This is a genomic window from Streptomyces sp. NPDC051322 (genome assembly GCF_040689485.1).
GTDB lineage: Bacteria > Actinomycetota > Actinomycetes > Streptomycetales > Streptomycetaceae > Streptomyces.
In genome coordinates this window covers 280,700-296,159 of sequence record NZ_JBFBAK010000005.1, presented here as the reverse complement: position 1 = coordinate 296,159, position 15,460 = coordinate 280,700, and the positions used below count along the sequence as shown (strand labels likewise).

Annotated in this window: 14 protein-coding genes and 1 tRNA gene; 9 read left to right on the top strand and 6 right to left on the bottom strand. The window is 69.2% G+C overall.

Annotated elements, in window-relative coordinates:
- Nucleotides 1-18: 18 nt before the first annotated feature.
- The 5 genes from AB0436_RS14725 (at nt 19) to glmS (ending at nt 5,830) form a co-directional block, all read left to right on the top strand.
- Nucleotides 19-1,281: a lysine N(6)-hydroxylase/L-ornithine N(5)-oxygenase family protein gene (locus AB0436_RS14725; RefSeq protein ID WP_366468210.1), complete on the top strand. Its 1,263-nt coding sequence runs from the start codon at nt 19-21 to the stop codon at nt 1,279-1,281.
- Nucleotides 1,278-1,820, top strand: coding sequence for a GNAT family N-acetyltransferase (locus tag AB0436_RS14720; protein ID WP_366468209.1), 543 nt, complete (start codon nt 1,278-1,280; stop codon nt 1,818-1,820). The genes AB0436_RS14725 and AB0436_RS14720 overlap by 4 nt, the downstream gene beginning before the upstream one ends.
- Complete coding sequence (locus AB0436_RS14715; RefSeq protein WP_366468208.1) at nt 1,817-3,604, top strand: IucA/IucC family siderophore biosynthesis protein; 1,788 nt, start codon at nt 1,817-1,819, stop codon at nt 3,602-3,604. Before AB0436_RS14720 ends, AB0436_RS14715 begins: the two co-directional genes overlap by 4 nt.
- 95 nt (nt 3,605-3,699) lie before the next feature.
- Entirely contained in the window at nt 3,700-3,975 is a 276-nt protein-coding gene (locus AB0436_RS14710) for a hypothetical protein (protein WP_366468207.1), read from the top strand.
- A 37-nt stretch (nt 3,976-4,012) separates the two neighbouring features.
- Nucleotides 4,013-5,830 carry a glutamine--fructose-6-phosphate transaminase (isomerizing) gene (glmS, locus tag AB0436_RS14705; protein WP_366468206.1) on the top strand — a complete coding sequence of 606 codons (1,818 nt, stop codon included), beginning with the start codon at nt 4,013-4,015 and terminating at the stop codon, nt 5,828-5,830.
- A 154-nt stretch (nt 5,831-5,984) separates the two neighbouring features.
- Here glmS and AB0436_RS14700 read toward each other — a convergent pair whose 3' ends face one another.
- Together AB0436_RS14700 and AB0436_RS14695 are read right to left on the bottom strand one after the other, a co-directional pair.
- Nucleotides 5,985-6,554 carry an acetate uptake transporter gene (locus AB0436_RS14700; protein WP_366468205.1) on the bottom strand — a complete coding sequence of 190 codons (570 nt, stop codon included), beginning with the start codon at nt 6,552-6,554 and terminating at the stop codon, nt 5,985-5,987.
- Between the two features lie 202 nt (nt 6,555-6,756).
- Entirely contained in the window at nt 6,757-7,278 is a 522-nt protein-coding gene (locus tag AB0436_RS14695; protein ID WP_366468204.1) for a universal stress protein, read from the bottom strand.
- Between the two features lie 288 nt (nt 7,279-7,566).
- Between AB0436_RS14695 and AB0436_RS14690 the strand changes: the two genes are divergently transcribed.
- The 4 genes from AB0436_RS14690 to AB0436_RS14675 all read left to right on the top strand — a co-directional run bounded on the left by AB0436_RS14690 (nt 7,567) and on the right by AB0436_RS14675 (nt 10,509).
- Nucleotides 7,567-7,941: a hypothetical protein gene (locus tag AB0436_RS14690; RefSeq protein ID WP_366468203.1), complete on the top strand. Its 375-nt coding sequence runs from the start codon at nt 7,567-7,569 to the stop codon at nt 7,939-7,941.
- A 419-nt stretch (nt 7,942-8,360) separates the two neighbouring features.
- Nucleotides 8,361-9,572, top strand: coding sequence for a helix-turn-helix domain-containing protein (locus AB0436_RS14685; RefSeq protein ID WP_366468202.1), 1,212 nt, complete (start codon nt 8,361-8,363; stop codon nt 9,570-9,572).
- Between the two features lie 131 nt (nt 9,573-9,703).
- Nucleotides 9,704-10,306: an oligoribonuclease gene (orn, locus tag AB0436_RS14680; protein ID WP_366468201.1), complete on the top strand. Its 603-nt coding sequence runs from the start codon at nt 9,704-9,706 to the stop codon at nt 10,304-10,306.
- A 130-nt stretch (nt 10,307-10,436) separates the two neighbouring features.
- Nucleotides 10,437-10,509 (top strand) — tRNA-His (locus tag AB0436_RS14675).
- A gap of 113 nt (nt 10,510-10,622) precedes the next feature.
- Here AB0436_RS14675 and AB0436_RS14670 read toward each other — a convergent pair.
- The 4 genes from AB0436_RS14670 to AB0436_RS14655 all read right to left on the bottom strand — a co-directional run bounded on the left by AB0436_RS14670 (nt 10,623) and on the right by AB0436_RS14655 (nt 15,403).
- On the bottom strand, nt 10,623-11,672 hold the full coding sequence (locus AB0436_RS14670; RefSeq protein WP_366468200.1) for a LacI family DNA-binding transcriptional regulator: 1,050 nt from the start codon (nt 11,670-11,672) through the stop codon (nt 10,623-10,625).
- Nucleotides 11,673-11,892: 220 nt separating this feature from the next.
- The gene (locus AB0436_RS14665) at nt 11,893-13,356 is read right to left on the bottom strand and encodes a GH1 family beta-glucosidase (RefSeq protein WP_366468199.1); all 1,464 of its coding nucleotides are present in this window, start codon (nt 13,354-13,356) and stop codon (nt 11,893-11,895) included.
- 121 nt (nt 13,357-13,477) lie between these two features.
- Nucleotides 13,478-14,395 carry a carbohydrate ABC transporter permease gene (locus AB0436_RS14660; RefSeq protein ID WP_366468198.1) on the bottom strand — a complete coding sequence of 306 codons (918 nt, stop codon included), beginning with the start codon at nt 14,393-14,395 and terminating at the stop codon, nt 13,478-13,480.
- Between the two features lie 15 nt (nt 14,396-14,410).
- Nucleotides 14,411-15,403 carry a sugar ABC transporter permease gene (locus AB0436_RS14655; protein ID WP_366468197.1) on the bottom strand — a complete coding sequence of 331 codons (993 nt, stop codon included), beginning with the start codon at nt 15,401-15,403 and terminating at the stop codon, nt 14,411-14,413.
- Between the last annotated feature and the right edge of the window lie 57 nt (nt 15,404-15,460).

The following is a 15,460-nucleotide window of genomic DNA, read 5'->3' as shown; positions in this document are numbered from 1 at the left end:
CCCCACCCTATGCACGACATGCACGACATGCACGACTTCATCGCGATCGGTCTCGGTCCTTTCAACCTGGGTCTTGCCTGCCTGACCGAACCGATCGACGGCCTGAGCGGGCTCTTCCTCGAGTCCAAGCCGGACTTCGACTGGCACAGCGGAATGTTCCTGGAGGGTGCCACCCTGCAGACACCGTTCCTCTCCGACCTGGTCACGCTGGCCGACCCGACATCGCCGTACTCCTTCCTCAACTACCTCAAGGAGTCCGGCAGGCTCTACTCCTTCTACATCCGTGAGAGCTTCTATCCGCTGCGCGAGGAGTTCAACGACTACTGCCGCTGGGCCGCCGCGAAGATCCCCTCGATCCGCTTCGGCGAAACGGTCACCGAGGTGGTGTACGAGGAGCAGGACGGGGTCTACGCCGTACGCACCGCCGCCGGCGCCGTCCACCGGGGGCGCCGGCTCGTGCTCGGCACGGGCACCCCCGCGTACACCCCGGAGTCCTGCCGCGGCCTCGGCGGCGACCTGATCCACAACTCCCGCTACCTGGGCGCGAAGGAAGCGCTGCAGGCCAAGGAGTCGGTCACCGTGGTCGGCAGCGGGCAGAGCGCGGCGGAGATCTACTACGACCTGCTCCAGGACATCGACACGCACGGCTACGCGCTGAACTGGGTCACCCGCTCCCCCAGGTTCTTCCCGCTGGAATACACCAAACTCACGCTGGAGATGACCTCGCCGGAGTACGTGGACTACTTCCACGCGCTGCCCGCGGCCACCCGCGACCGGCTCAACGGCGCGCAGAAGAACCTCTACAAGGGCATCAACTCGGAGCTGATCGACCTCATCTTCGACCTGCTGTACACGAAGAACCGGCGCGGCCCGGTGCCGACCAGGCTGCTCACCAACACCTCGCTGGAAACGGCGGCTTACGACCACGGCACCTACACCCTGGGGCTGCGCCAGCAGGAACAGCAGAAAGACCTCACGCTCGCCACCCAGGGCCTGGTGCTGGCCACCGGCTACCGGTACCGGGTGCCGGAGTTCCTCGAGCCGCTGCGGAACCGGATCCGCTGGGACGCACAGGGCCGGTTCGACGTGCACCGCAACTACAGCATCGACGCGGACCGGACGATCTACGTCCAGAACGCCGAGCTGCACACCCATGGCTTCGTCGCCCCCGACCTCGGCATGGCTGCCTACCGCAACGCGTGCATCATTCGCGAACTGCTCGACGGCCAGGAGTACTACCCGGTCGAAAAGGCCATCGCCTTCCAGGAGTTCGCCGCATGATCCCCTTCACCTTCCGTCCGCTCGACCCCCTCTCCGACTCCGAACTGGTACACCGCTGGGTCACCCACCCCAAGGCGGCCTTCTGGCTGATGCAGGACGCCACGCTGCCGGAGGTCGAGCGCGAGTACATGGCGATCGCCGCCTCCGAGCACCACGAGGCCTTCATCGGTCTGCACGACGGCGCCCCGGCGTTCCTGATGGAGCGCTACGACCCGGCGCACGTCGAACTCAACGGGCTGTACGACGCGGAACCCGGCGACGTGGGGATGCACTTCCTGGTGGCGCCCACCGACACCCCCGTACACGGCTTCACCCGCGCGGTGATCGCCGCAGTGATGGCGGAACTCTTCGCCGACCCGGCGACCCGACGGGTGGTGGTGGAGCCGGACGTCCGCAACCACGCGGTGCACGCGCTCAACAAGTCCGTCGGCTTCGAGGTCGTGCGCGAGATCGAGAAGCCGGAGAAAAGAGCCGCGCTGAGCATATGCACCCGCCGGTCCTACCGGGCAGCCGTACCCAGCAAGGAGTCCCGCCGATGAGCGACCACCTGACCCCCGAGCTCTGGGCCGAGGCCAACCGGCTGCTCGTCCGCAAGGCGCTCGCGGAGTTCTCGCACGAGCGGCTGCTGTCCCCGCAGCCGCTCGGCGACGACTCGTACGTGGTGCACAGCGACGACGGCGCGACCGAGTACCGCTTCGGCGCCCGGCGGTTCGCGCTGGACCACTGGCAGGTGCCGGCCGCGTCCATCACGCGGCACCGGGACGGCGCGGAGCTGCCGCTGGACGCGCTGGACTTCTTCATCGAGCTGCGCGGCGCCCTGGGGCTGAGCGAGGCCGTCCTGCCGGTCTACCTGGAGGAGATCTCCTCCACCCTGTCCGGCACGGCGTACAAGCTCGGCAAGGCGCCGGTGCCGGCGGCCGAGCTGGCGGGTGCCGCGTTCCAGGACATCGAGACCGGGATGACCGAGGGCCACCCCTGTTTCGTCGCCAACAACGGCCGGCTGGGCTTCGGCGCGGCCGAGTACCTGGCCTACGCACCGGAGGCCGCGAGGCCGGTGCGGCTGATCTGGCTGGCCGCCCGGCGCGACCGGGCCACCTTCACCGCGGGCGCCGGTCTGGACTACGACACGCTGGTCCGGGGAGAGCTGGGCGAGGAGACGCTGCGGCGGTTCGCCGCGACGATGGCCGGGTTCGGCCTCGATCTCGACGGGTACTTCCTGATCCCGGTCCACCCCTGGCAGTGGCAGAACAAACTCGCCGTGACCTTCGCCGGCGAGGTGGCGCAGCAGCGCCTGGTGCTGCTGGGGCCGGGCGACGACCGGTATCTGGCGCAGCAGTCGATCCGTACCTTCTTCAACACCGACCACCCGGACAGGCACTACGTCAAAACGGCCCTGTCGATCCTCAACATGGGCTTCATGCGCGGGCTTTCGGCGGCCTACATGGAGGCGACGCCCGCCATCAACGACTGGCTGGCGGGCCTCGTCGAGCGTGATCCGGTGCTCAGCTCGACGGGCCTGGCGGTTATCCGCGAGCGGGCCGCCATCGGCTACCACCACCGGCAGTACGAAGCGGCGACGGCCAAGGGCTCGCCGTACCTCAAAATGCTGGCCGCCCTCTGGCGGGAGAGCCCGGTGCCCTCGCTGCAGCCCGGTGAGCGGCCGGCCACCATGGCTTCGCTGCTGCACACGGACCGGGCGGGGGCCTCCTTCGCGGGCGCGCTGATCGCCGAGTCCGGCGAGCGGCCGGTGGTCTGGCTGCGGCACTACCTCAACGCCTACCTCACGCCGCTGCTGCACAGCTTCTACGCATACGGCCTGGTGTATATGCCGCATGGCGAGAATGTGATCCTGGTGATCGAGGACGGCCTCGTCCGGCGGGCGATATACAAGGACATCGCCGAGGAGATAGCCGTACTCGACCCGGCCACCGAGCTCCCGCCGGAGGTCGAGCGTATCCGCGCCGAGGTGCCCGAGGACCTGCGGCTGCTGTCGCTCTTCACCGATGTCTTCGACTGTTTCTTCCGCTTTCTCAGCGCGACGCTGGTCACCGAGGGTCTGCTGACGGAGGACGACTTCTGGCGGACGGTCGCCGACTGCGTCCGCGCCTACCAGGACGCGACGCCCCGGCTGGCCGAGAAGTTCCGGCGGTACGACCTGTTCGCGCCGGAATTCGCGCTGTCCTGCCTCAACCGTCTGCAGCTCCGCGACAACCAGCAGATGGTCGACCTGCAGGACCCGGCGGGGGCGCTGCAGCTGTCGGGGACGCTGAAGAATCCCCTCGCATCCGTGACGAGAACGGTGCCAAAAAGGCCGACGAACTGATCGCAAAGCGACTCCCATCCCCCAGTTGCGCCTCCGTCTGCCCGATATCGGGCAGAAATCTTGCAAAGAGCCGCCCGCCACACCAATATCAACGGGTGCTCGAAAGCCGTCCGTCCTACGACGACCTCATCGACCACCTGGTGCGCAGCACCGCGCTGCAGCGCGGCGAAGCCGCCCGGGTGGTCCTTGACGTGCTCGCGTACTTCGACGAGACGACCGAGGAGTTCGTCCGGCGCCGCCACCGCGAACTGCAGGCCCGCGGGCTGACGAACCCGGATATTTTCGAGCGGATCTCGGACGAACTGCCGCACCGCGCGGTGGCGCCGCCCGAGCTCTCCCTGCGGCAGCTGCGCCGCATTGTCTACAGCTAGTACAGATTGTCCGTGGCTAGAGGGTACGAGGAGCGATATGTGCGGAATCGTCGGATACATCGGAAAGCGTGATGTGGCACCGCTGCTCCTGGAGGGGCTGCAGCGACTGGAGTACCGGGGGTACGACTCCGCGGGGATCGTCGTCTCGTCCCCCAAGTCACCCGCACTGAAGATGGTCAAGGCGAAGGGCCGGGTCCGCGAACTCGAGGCCCGTGTTCCCAAGCGCTTCGCGGGCACCACCGGCATCGCGCACACCCGCTGGGCCACCCACGGCGCCCCGAGCGACGCTAACGCCCACCCGCACCTGGACGCGGAGAACCAGGTCGCCGTCGTGCACAACGGCATCATCGACAACGCCTCCGAGCTGCGCGCCAAACTCACCGCCGACGGGGTGGAGTTCCTCTCCGAGACCGACACCGAGGTCCTCACCCACCTCATCGCCCGCTCGCAGGCGGTGACGCTGGAGGACAAGGTCCGCGAGACCGTCCGGCTGGTCGAGGGCACCTACGGCATCGCGGTGCTGCACGCCGAGTTCCCCGACCGCATCGTGGTCGCCCGCAACGGCTCCCCGGTGGTGCTCGGCATCGGCGAGAAGGAGATGTTCGTCGCGTCCGACGTGGCGGCGCTGGTCTCGCACACCCGCCAGGTCGTCACTCTTGAGGACGGCGAGATGGCCACCCTCAAGGCCGACGACTTCCGCACCTTCACGACGGAGGGGTCGACCACCTCCTCGACGCCGACCATCGTGGAGTGGGAGGCCGAGTCGTACGACATGGGCGGCCACGACACGTACATGCACAAGGAGATCTCCGAGCAGGCCGAAGCCGTCGACCGGGTGCTCCGCGGCCGGATCGACGACCGGTTCTCCACCGTGCACCTGGGCGGGCTGAACCTGGACGCCCGCGACGCGCGGGGCGTGCGCCGGGTGAAGATCCTGGGCTGCGGCACCTCGTACCACGCCGGTCAGATCGGTGCGCAGCTGATCGAGGAGCTGGCCCGCATCCCGGCGGACGCCGAGCCCGCTTCGGAGTTCCGCTACCGCAACCCGGTGGTGGACCCCGACACGCTGTACGTGGCGGTCTCGCAGTCCGGTGAGACGTATGACGTGCTGGCCGCGGTCCAGGAGCTGAAGCGCAAGGGCGCCCGGGTGCTCGGAGTGGTGAACGTCGTCGGCTCGGCGATCGCCCGGGAGACCGACGGCGGGGTGTACGTGCACGCCGGCCCGGAGGTCTGCGTCGTCTCCACCAAGTGCTTCACCAACACGGTGGTCTCGTTCGCGCTGCTGGCCCTGCATCTGGGCCGGATCCGCGACCTGTCGGTGGCGGACGGCAAACGCATCATCGCCGGGCTCCGGAAGCTGCCCGCCCAGATCTCCGAAATCCTGGCCGGCGAGGCCGAGATCGAGAAACTGGCCGCCGACTACGCCGACGCCAAGTCGATGATGTTCATCGGCCGGGTGCGCGGTTATCCGGTCGCCCGGGAGGCCTCGCTGAAGCTCAAGGAGATCTCGTACATCCACGCCGAGGCCTACCCCGCCTCGGAGTTGAAGCACGGCCCGCTGGCGCTCATCGAACCCGCCATGCCGACGGTCGCCATCGTCCCCGACGACGATCTGCTCGAGAAGAACCGGGCGGCACTGGAGGAGATCAAGGCGCGCGACGGACGGATCCTCGCGGTCGCGCACCAGGAGCAGCCGAAGGCCGACCACACCATCGTGGTGCCCAAGAACGAGGACGAGCTGGACTCGATCCTGCTCGGCATCCCGCTCCAACTCCTCGCCTACCACGCGGCGCTGGCGCTCGGCCGGGACATCGACAAGCCGCGCAACCTGGCGAAGTCGGTCACCGTCGAGTAGGTCCGCACCGCGCGCGGGGTGCGCGCGTGACGCATACGTGCAGGTGGTCCCGGTACGCGCCACCAGGCGTGCCGGGACCACCTTGGACCGGCCGGCGGAATCCGGCCAGTCCTTACGGGCCGCCGGCGCCCCGCCAGGTCACCGGCGGGTGCGGCTACTGGCCGGCGGCCGTCACTCCGCGGCCGGCAGCACGCCCGGGAAGAGCCCTCGGCCAGCCCGCCAGCGCGGCCGTCGCCGCATACCAGGCTGCGGCACCGGCCACCACGGCCACCCAGCCGCCGACCTTGCCGAGGCTGCCGCTGTCGGCGAACCTGCCGACGGCCAGCACCACCAGCGAGAGGAAGAACAGCCCGTACGTGGCCTGGCCGAGCAGACCTTCACCGGCGCCGAGCATCAGGCTGAGAGCCAGCAGCGCCCACAGCAGAAGGAAGAGTCCCGCGCCGTTCGCGGAGACCTTGTCGCCGACGCCGGCGGCCCAGGTGAACCAGAAGGCACCGAGGCCGGCGAACGCCGTGCCGTTGAAGCTGTTGCCGCCGCGGAACTCGAAGAGTCCGGCGACGAACAGGGCGACGCCGCCGATCCAGGTGGCGATCGACACGGAATCGGCCGCGGACACACCGTTGATCACGCCGGTGGTGCCGATACCGAAGGCAAGGAGGGTCACTCCGAGCGCGAGGTGGCCGAGATGAGAGGTGCTGCTTCCCGCAGCGACGTGGTTGTCCACGGCGGGCTCCCTTCAGATGCAGTGAAGCTGTGCCCCAGTGAATGTCCGGGTGACCCATATGTACCCTTCACAAGGGCGCAATCCACCTCTACGCATCGGTAGTTTCACGCACCGTCAAGCGGAGTTGAGGCCAAGCGGCCGATGGTCACGGGACGGGGTCTGCCGTCGGAATGGGGCTGCCGTCACGGAATGCGGGCTGCCGTCACGGAATGACGATGACGGGCCGCTGTGCGCGGCGTGCGAGCCGGCCGGCCACCGTGCCGAAGATCCGGCCGACGATCCCGTGCGTCGACCCGACGACGATTCCGTCGGCCGAGTACTCCCGGCCGACCTCCTCCAACTCGTGGCAGATGTCGCCGCCGCGCTCGACCAGGATCCAGGGCACCGTGGAGAGATAGTCCGCACAGGCCAGTTCGAGGCCGAGCACCTCGGTGCGGTGATCCGGCACGTCCACGAAGACCGGGGGTTCGCAGCCCGCCCAGACCGTGGTCGGCAGCCGGTTGGCGACATGGACGATGATCAGCCCGGAGCCGAGCCGCACCGCCATACCGATGGCATAGGCGAGCGCCCGCTCACTGGAGGTCGAGCCGTCGAAGCCGACGACGACCCCGTGCAGAAAGGCGGGATCACAGGAATGACGTGGTTCGTCCACCGCATGGAGATCGGCCGAAGGGTCGGCAATCTGCTTGCGGTCCGCGGGTTCGGAGAATTCGTAACCGGCCATCGGTGTCTCGGCGAAGAAGATCCTCTGAGGAGGGAGCGGTACGTGGCAGTCGAGCTGTGTCGGAGCTGTGTCCGGGAATCATCTTCCCAATCCCATACCCCTAAGGGTACGGCGACACTCCTTTCCTGCCCAGTGCCCGCCGATGTACTCCGGCGTTCCAGGGAGCATGCCCGAGCAGGCCGGGAAATGGCAATGCCCGTTGGCATCTACAGCTTCCTGACGCAGTGACCGGGAGCCGCAACCACCCGTTGGACACGCGTCACCCCGACGTCTCCCAGGGAGTAGCGCGTGCCCGTACCGCCGACCGACCCCGCCCCCGTACCCGGCGCCCGCGGGGTGTCCCGTCGGAGGGCCGCACCGCCGTCCCGCCCGTCCGCCGTTCCGCCGCCGCACCCCTCCTCCGGCTCCGCGAACCAAGTGGTGCGCTGGGCGGCCTTCTGCTGCGTGCTGGTCCCCGGCGTCCTGCTCGTACACGGGACGGGCCTGGGCGACACGGCGCTGACGGCCCTCGGGCTCGTCGCGGTGACCCTCGTCTGCCGGCTCCTGCTGCGGCAGTCGGAACGGGCCGCCGCCCGGGCGGCCGCAGGACCGGCGGCGCACCGGCGGGAACCGCAGCAGCGGACCGGCACGGGGGCGCACAGGGGCGGTCGTCGGCCGTACTGACGTGCGCCGGTGAGCTGACCGATTCGCACACGTGCTCCCGTACGTTTTCAGCCAACTTCACGGTAGTGCCCAAACCTTGGCGGAACGGTACGTCAACCCCCTTGTCACCTGCGGAGAAAGGGCCACGGAAGGCGCCGGCACCCTACGGGGACGGGCCATGCGCGGAACGCGCACTTCCCTGAGGGCGTTCGGGGTGAAACGCTTCGTGATCGAATGCTTCGCGCCACGTTGCCTTGTCGACATAGTGCCGTCAGCCGAACTTGTCACGCCGGCACCACGGGACGCAGTAGATTCGATCATGGGTATAACGGCGGGGGACTCGTGCTGGACCGAGGGGCCGTGACGATTAGAGGCAGTGTGCAGGAGCGACCGTCCCGACACGAACAGGGAGCCGCGAGCACCGAGGGGGGCTTAGCACCATGAGCCAGGGCCAGGACTCCACCGCCGCGCCGGAGGCGACAAGAAAGCTCTCCGGGCGCCGCCGCAAGGAGATCGTCTCCGTGCTGCTCTTCAGCGGAGGCCCCATATTCGAGAGTTCCATTCCACTCTCGGTGTTCGGGATCGACCGCCAGGACGCCGGAGTGCCCCGCTACCGCCTCCTGGTGAGCGCCGGCGAGGAGGGACCGCTGCGGACCACCGGCGGCCTCGAACTCACCGCGCCGTACGGCCTGGAGGCCGTCAGCAGGGCGGGCACCGTCGTGGTGCCGGCCTGGCGTTCCATCACCTCGCCGCCGCCACCCGAGGCCCTGGACGCCCTGCGCCGCGCCCACGAGGAGGGCGCCCGCATCGTCGGGCTGTGCACCGGTGCGTTCGTGCTGGCGGCGGCCGGACTGCTGGACGGCAGGCCCGCCACCACGCACTGGATGTACGCGCCGACGCTCGCCAAGCGCTACCCGTCGGTGCACGTCGACCCGCGCGAGCTCTTCGTCGACGACGGCGACGTACTGACGTCGGCGGGCACCGCGGCCGGGATCGATCTCTGCCTGCACATCGTCCGTACGGACCACGGCACCGAAGCGGCGGGAGCACTGGCCAGGCGGCTGGTCGTGCCACCGCGCAGGAGCGGCGGGCAGGAGCGCTATCTCGACAGGTCTTTACCAGAGGAAATCGGCTCCGACCCGCTGGCGGAGGTCGTGGCCTGGGCGCTGGAGCACCTCCACGAGCAGTTCGACGTGGAGACCCTGGCCGCCCGCGCCTACATGAGCCGGCGTACCTTCGACCGCCGCTTCCGGTCACTGACCGGCAGCGCACCGCTGCAGTGGCTGATCACCCAGCGGGTGCTCCAGGCACAGCGGCTCCTCGAGACCTCCGACTATTCGGTGGACGAGGTGGCGGGGCGCTGCGGTTTCCGCTCACCGGTCGCGTTGCGCGGTCACTTCCGGCGGCAGCTGGGCTCGTCCCCGGCCGCCTACCGGGCGGCCTACCGTGCCCGCAGGCCGCAGGGCGAAGCGGCCGTACTGGTCGCCGGGGTGGCCCAGGAAGTGGTGCCGCAGGTCCGCCGCGCAGCGGCGGCGAGCTCCCCGGCCGGTCCGGCGGCGACCGCCTCCGCTCCGCCGGAGCCGGGCAAACCGAGCTCGGACACCTTCGCCCCGGGGCGACCGACGGTACCGGGGCAGCGGAGCGCGTCGTAGACCGCGCCTCGTCCGGGCCGGACCGAGCCAGGTCCGGCCCGGACGGGTCGGTCACCACGGACGGGGCGGTCGTCCCGGACCGGTCGGTCGTCCCGGACCGGTCCACAGGCGCGGGTCGTAAGGTAGGGCGCATGAACGATCGCATGGTGTGGATCGACTGCGAGATGACCGGGCTCTCGTTGACGGACGACGCACTCATTGAGGTGGCCGCACTGGTCACCGACTCGGAGCTGAACGTGCTCGGTGAAGGGGTGGACATCGTGATCCGCCCACCCGCCGAGGCACTGGAGACCATGCCCGACGTGGTGCGGAAGATGCACACCTCCTCCGGGCTCCTCGACGAGCTGGCCGCGGGCACCACGCTGGCGGACGCCGAGGAGAAGGTACTGGCCTACGTCCGTGAGCATGTGAAGGAGCCGGGCAAGGCTCCGCTGTGCGGGAATTCGGTCGGCACCGACCGGGGATTCCTGCTCCGCGACATGACGGACCTGGAGAGCTACCTCCACTACCGGATCGTCGACGTCTCGTCGATCAAGGAGCTGGCCCGCCGGTGGTATCCGCGGGCGTACTTCAACAGCCCCGAGAAGAACGGCAACCACCGGGCGCTCGCGGACATCCGTGAGTCGATCGCGGAGCTGCGTTACTACCGGGAAGCGGTCTTCGTACCCCAGCCCGGCCCGGACTCGGACACCGCGAAGCAGATCGCGGCGAAGTACGTGCTGCCCGCGGAGTAGTGCCCGGGGCGGCGACAGCGCCCGAGGACGGCGTGCGGAGCGCGGGCGGGGATCGCCGAAAAGGCTGGAGCGAGCACCCTCCCGGACCCTGTACACTTTTTCTCGGCCGGTCGGAAACGACCGGGTCGTGGTGGGTATAGCTCAGATGGTAGAGCACCTGGTTGTGGTCCAGGATGTCGCGGGTTCGAGTCCCGTTACTCACCCTTGAAGGTTGTTCAGGGACGAAGGCCCGGTCTGTTTCCCACAGACCGGGCCTTCGTCGTATGCGGGACGGCCGGGCGACCCCCGCGCGCCGCCCGTCGCCCGTCGCCCGTCGCTAGGAGCTGAGCCGCGGCACCAGGTCCGTCGGGAGGACCATCTGCGTCCGCTCGACGCCACCGGACCCGGGTGTGCGGCGGGCCACGATCTCGGAGAGCAGCAATCGGGCCATGGCACGGCCCATGTCCTCGATCGGCTGGCGCACGCTGGTCAGCGGCGGGTCCATGTGGCGGGCGATCGTCGAATCGTCGAAGCCCACCAGTGCCACGTCCTCCGGTACCCGCCGGCCCCGCTCACGCAGCACCTGCCGGGCGCCCGCCGCCATCACGTCGGACGCCGCGAAGACGGCGTCCAGATCGGGCCGGCGGTCCAGCAGCAGTTCCATCGCCCGCCGGCCGCCCTCTTCGGAGAAGTCGGACGGCGCGACCAGCGCCTCGTCACTGTCGATGCCCGCCGCGGCGACCGCCCTGCGATAGCCGTCGAGGCGGCACTGGGCGCCGTACACATCCAGCCGACCGGTGATGGTGGCGACGGTGCGGCGGCCCCGCGCGACCAGATGGCCGACGGCGCTCCGGGCGCCCTGGAAGTTGTCCGAGTCGACCGAGTTCAGCGTCTCGTGGTCGGACCGCCGGCCGCTGATCACCACCGGGATGGAGAGCTGTGCCAGCAGGTCGGGCAGCGGGTCGTCGGCCCGCACGGACACCAGCAGCACGCCGTCGACCCGGTGCGCCGCCAGGTAGTGGGCGAGCCGCTGCCGCTCGCGGTCACTGCCGACCAGGGTGAGCAGCAGCTGCATCTCGGTGTCGGCGAGCGCCGCGCCCACACCCTGCACTATGCCCGAGAAGTACGGCTCGGCGAAGAAACGGGTCTCGGACTCCGGCACCACCAGGGCGATGGCGTCCGTGCGGTTGCCCGCCAGGGCGCGGGCCGCCCGGTTGGGTACGTAGCCGAGCTCGGCCACCGCTGCCTCGACCGCCTCGCGGGTGTGATCGCTCACCCGCGGCGAGCCGTTGATGACCCGTGACGCGGTGCCACGCCCCACCCCGGCCCGTGCCGCGACCTCTTCGAGCGTCGGCCGCCCGCCGCTCCGTACTCGCGCTGCCGCCATGGCTGCCTCCCGTTCGCGGTCAATTTCTCACAGTCGGATAACCAAACCAAGTCCTGACGTCGGCTCCCGCCACCTGGGGCGGCACCGGGAGGGGCCGCAGCCACGCCCCCGGATGGGAGCGCTCCCAATGTACGGGGCCGGACAACGGCAGGGCGAAACGGCCGAGACCCGGCACCAGGCCGGGTCTCGGGGGTCCTGCGGGCTGCGCGCGATACGCGGTTTACATGGGGCCGGACACCGGCGGCAGCGCGTGGCGCCGGATCACGTCGGCGTACCAGTGGGCGCTGGCCTTGGGGATGCGTCGCTGGGAGGCGTAGTCCACGTACACCGCACCGAAGCGCTTCGAGTACCCGTACCCCCACTCGAAGTTGTCCATCAGGGACCACAGGAAGTATCCGCGGACGTCCGCGCCCGCGGCGACGGCCCGCTGCACCGCGTCGAGGTGGCCGTGCAGGTAGTCGATCCGCTCGGTGTCCATGACCCGGCCCTCGGGAGAGACGTAGTCGTCGAAGGCGGCGCCGTTCTCGGTGACCATCAGGGGCAGGCCCGGGTGGTCACGGGTGACGTCGAGCAGCAGGTTGTACAGCCCGTCGGGGTCGATCGCCCAGTTCATCGCGGTGCGCCGCTTCCCCTCGGAGAGGTGGAAGGCGACGTGCTCGGAGCCCGTCCACGGGGAGTACTCGCTGTTGCCGTGACCGTCGTCGCGCGAGTCGCCCTGGCCCGCCGCGGGGGTCGAAACCACCGTGGGCGTGTAGTAGTTGATGCCCAGCACGTCGATAGGGCGGGAAATGGTGAGCAGATCGCCGTCGTGCACCAGCTTCGACCAGTCGACCAGGTGCGAGGTGTCCTCGATCAGGTCCTGCGGGTAGGCGCCGTGCAGGATCGGCCCGGTGAAGACCCGGTTGCCGACGGCGTCGATCCGGCGCGCGGCGTCCGCGTCCGCGACGCTGTCGGTCAGCGGGCGGACCTGGTGCAGGTTGAGGGTGATCGAGGTCTGCGCGGTAGCGGGGAGTTGACCGCGCAGAACCTCGATCGCCCGGCCATGGGCGAGGTTGAGGTGATGGGCCGCCCGCAGCGTCGCCGCGGGCTCGGTACGGCCGGGGGCGTGCACACCGGATCCGTAGCCGAGAAAGGCAGAGCACCAGGGCTCGTTGAGGGTGGTCCAGGTGGTCACCCGGTCACCGAGGGCACCCGCCATGATGGCGGCGTAGTCTGCGAATCGCTCGGCGGTCTCGCGCTGCGGCCAGCCTCCCGCGTCCTCGAGCTCCTGGGGCAGGTCCCAGTGGTAGAGGGTGGCGACTGGGCTGATGCCGGCTTCCAACAGCTCGTCGGCGAGCCTGCGGTAGAAGTCGAGGCCGCGCTCGACGGCCGGGCCGCGGCCGGTCGGCTGCACCCGGCTCCAGGAGATGGAGAAGCGATAGGCCTTCAGGCCGAGCTCCTTCATCAACTGCACGTCGTCGCGGTAGCGGTGGTAGTGGTCGGCGGCGATGTCTCCGGTGTCACCGTTGCGGACCTTGCCCGGCGTACGACTGAAGGTGTCCCAGATGGAAGGGGTGCGGCCGTCCTCGGCGGCGGCCCCCTCGACCTGGTAGGCAGCGGTGGCCGCCCCCCAGACGAAGCCCGTCGGGAAGCTCGTGGCCTCGGGCGCTTGCTTCGGGGTGATGTCGGGTCGTACGGCGGTCATGCGGGAGCGCTCCCATGAGTGGACGGGCAAGGGCAGAAGAGGGGGTGGAAATCCGGTGCCGGTACGGCCGGCGATCAGGCACCGGCCGTACGGAACGTCCGGACGGGGACGGGTGACGGTGTCACCCCTTGACGGCGCCCGACATGATGCCTCCGACGATCCGCTTGCCGAAGATCACGAACACCACGAGCAGCGGCAGCGTGCTGATCAGCGCGCCCGCCATGACGATGCTCTGGTCGGGGGTGTAGGAGGCACTCAGCTGGCCGAGGGCCACCTGAAGCGTGGGGTTCTGCTGGTTCAGGGCGAGATAGGGCCAGAAGAAATCATTCCACGCCTGCACGAAGGTAAGCATGCCGAGCACCATCATCGCGGGACGGGCCACCGGAATCACGATGCTGAGCACGATGCGGAAGTTGTTGGCACCGTCCAGCTTGGCCGCCTCGATGAGTTCGTAGGGCAGCGCCTCGGTCATGTACTGGCGCATGAAGAAGACGCCGAACGCGCTGACCAGCGTCGGGAAGATCACCGACTCCAGCTTTCCGCCCCAGCCGATGTCGGACATCATCATGAACAACGGGACGACGCTGAGCTGCGGTGGGATGGTCAGCGTGGCGATGACCGCGGTCATCAGCCCGCCGCGCCCCCGGAACCGCATCTTGGCGAAGGCGTACCCGGCCAGTGTGCAGAAGAAGAGCGTCGCCGCCGTGATGCAGCCGGAGACGACGATGCTGTTGACGATCGCCTTGCCGAGATGGGCCTGGCTCCAGGCGGCGTCGAGGTTGTTCAGCAGTCGCCCGCCGGGCAGGAACGGCGGCGTGGTGTCGAGTACTTCGTCCTGGGTGTGGGACGCTGCCACCAGGGTCCAGTACAGCGGCAGGATCGATACGATGCCGACGACCGCCAGCACGAGGTAGGCGAAGGGGCCGCCCTTCATCTGCTGGCCTGCGCGCTCCCTGAACCGGCGCGGTTTCCGGGGCGCACTGTGAGCGGCCTGCCGGACACGGATGTCCGGGGCGTTGGTGGGGCTCGTCATAGTCATGGATATCGCTCCCGGTCAGGCCGCGGACTTGCGAACGAAGCGGCCGATGAGCAAGTTGATCGCGGCGATGATCAGCAGCAGGGCGAGCATCGCCCAGGCCACCGCGGCGGCCGGGCCGAGATGCCCCAGATTCCAGCCGTAGTTGTAGAGGTAGATGCTGAGCGTCTCGTACTGGTGCTCGGTGCCGCCCGACGCACCGGTGGTGCCGCCCTCCAGCAGCAGCGGCTCGCCGAACAACTGCATGGAGCCGATCGTCGAGACGACGATCGTGAAGAGGATCGTCGGCCGCAGCGAGGGGATGGTCACCTTGCGGAACTGCTGCCAGCGCGAGGCTCCGTCGATCGAGGCCGCCTCGTAGAGGTCGGTCGGCACGGCCTGCATCGCGGCGAGGTAGATCAGGGTGTTGTAACCCGTCCAGCGCCAGATCACGATGACGGAAATGGCGATCTTCGAAGTCCAGGCCCCATTGGCCCAGTCGGTGTCACCCAGGCCGATGAAGTGCAGCACCCAGTTCAGCAGGCCGCCGTCGGCACGGAACACCAGGGCGAAGACCAGAGCCGCGGAGGCCACCGAAGTGGCGTACGGCGTGAGGATGATCGTCCGCCAGAAGGTGCTGGCCCGCAGCTTGTAGTTCAGCAGGTGCGCGAGGCCCAGCGCGACCAGCAGCTGCGGGACCGTCGACATGACGCCGATCAGGAACGTGTTGCTGACCGCCGTCCAGAACTCGTCGTCCTGCAGGATCTTGGAGAAGTTCTCCCAGCCGACCCACTGCATCTGGTCGAGCCCGGTCATCTCCACCCGGTGCATCGCGATCCAGCCGGTGTAGATCAGCGGGTAGAGGCCGAAGGCCCCGAAGACGAGGAAGAACGGGGCGATGTATGCGTACGGCGAAGCCTTGTCGTCGAACCGCCACAGCCGGCTCCGCCACTTCTGCCGGCCGGCAGACGTCTGCTTGGAGCCGCGGGGAGGCGGGGCGTAAGTATCCCGGGTGGGGGTCGAGGTTGCCACGGGCGGGAGTCCTTCCCTGGGATGCGCCGACCCGGCGCGATGAGCGGACCCGTCCGG

What these genes read in the sequence shown, in the direction of transcription:
- AB0436_RS14695 (WP_366468204.1), bottom strand. Translation starts at nt 7,278, where the DNA reads ATGGCCGGTTACGAATTCTCCGAACCCGCGGACCGCAAGCAGATTGCC.
- AB0436_RS14685 (WP_366468202.1), top strand. Translation starts at nt 8,361, where the DNA reads ATGAGCCAGGGCCAGGACTCCACCGCCGCGCCGGAGGCGACAAGAAAG.
- AB0436_RS14720 (WP_366468209.1), top strand. Translation starts at nt 1,278, where the DNA reads ATGATCCCCTTCACCTTCCGTCCGCTCGACCCCCTCTCCGACTCCGAA.
- orn (WP_366468201.1), top strand. Translation starts at nt 9,704, where the DNA reads ATGAACGATCGCATGGTGTGGATCGACTGCGAGATGACCGGGCTCTCG.
- AB0436_RS14725 (WP_366468210.1), top strand. Translation starts at nt 19, where the DNA reads ATGCACGACATGCACGACTTCATCGCGATCGGTCTCGGTCCTTTCAAC.
- AB0436_RS14660 (WP_366468198.1), bottom strand. Translation starts at nt 14,395, where the DNA reads ATGACTATGACGAGCCCCACCAACGCCCCGGACATCCGTGTCCGGCAG.
- glmS (WP_366468206.1), top strand. Translation starts at nt 4,013, where the DNA reads ATGTGCGGAATCGTCGGATACATCGGAAAGCGTGATGTGGCACCGCTG.
- AB0436_RS14715 (WP_366468208.1), top strand. Translation starts at nt 1,817, where the DNA reads ATGAGCGACCACCTGACCCCCGAGCTCTGGGCCGAGGCCAACCGGCTG.
- AB0436_RS14670 (WP_366468200.1), bottom strand. Translation starts at nt 11,672, where the DNA reads ATGGCGGCAGCGCGAGTACGGAGCGGCGGGCGGCCGACGCTCGAAGAG.
- AB0436_RS14665 (WP_366468199.1), bottom strand. Translation starts at nt 13,356, where the DNA reads ATGACCGCCGTACGACCCGACATCACCCCGAAGCAAGCGCCCGAGGCC.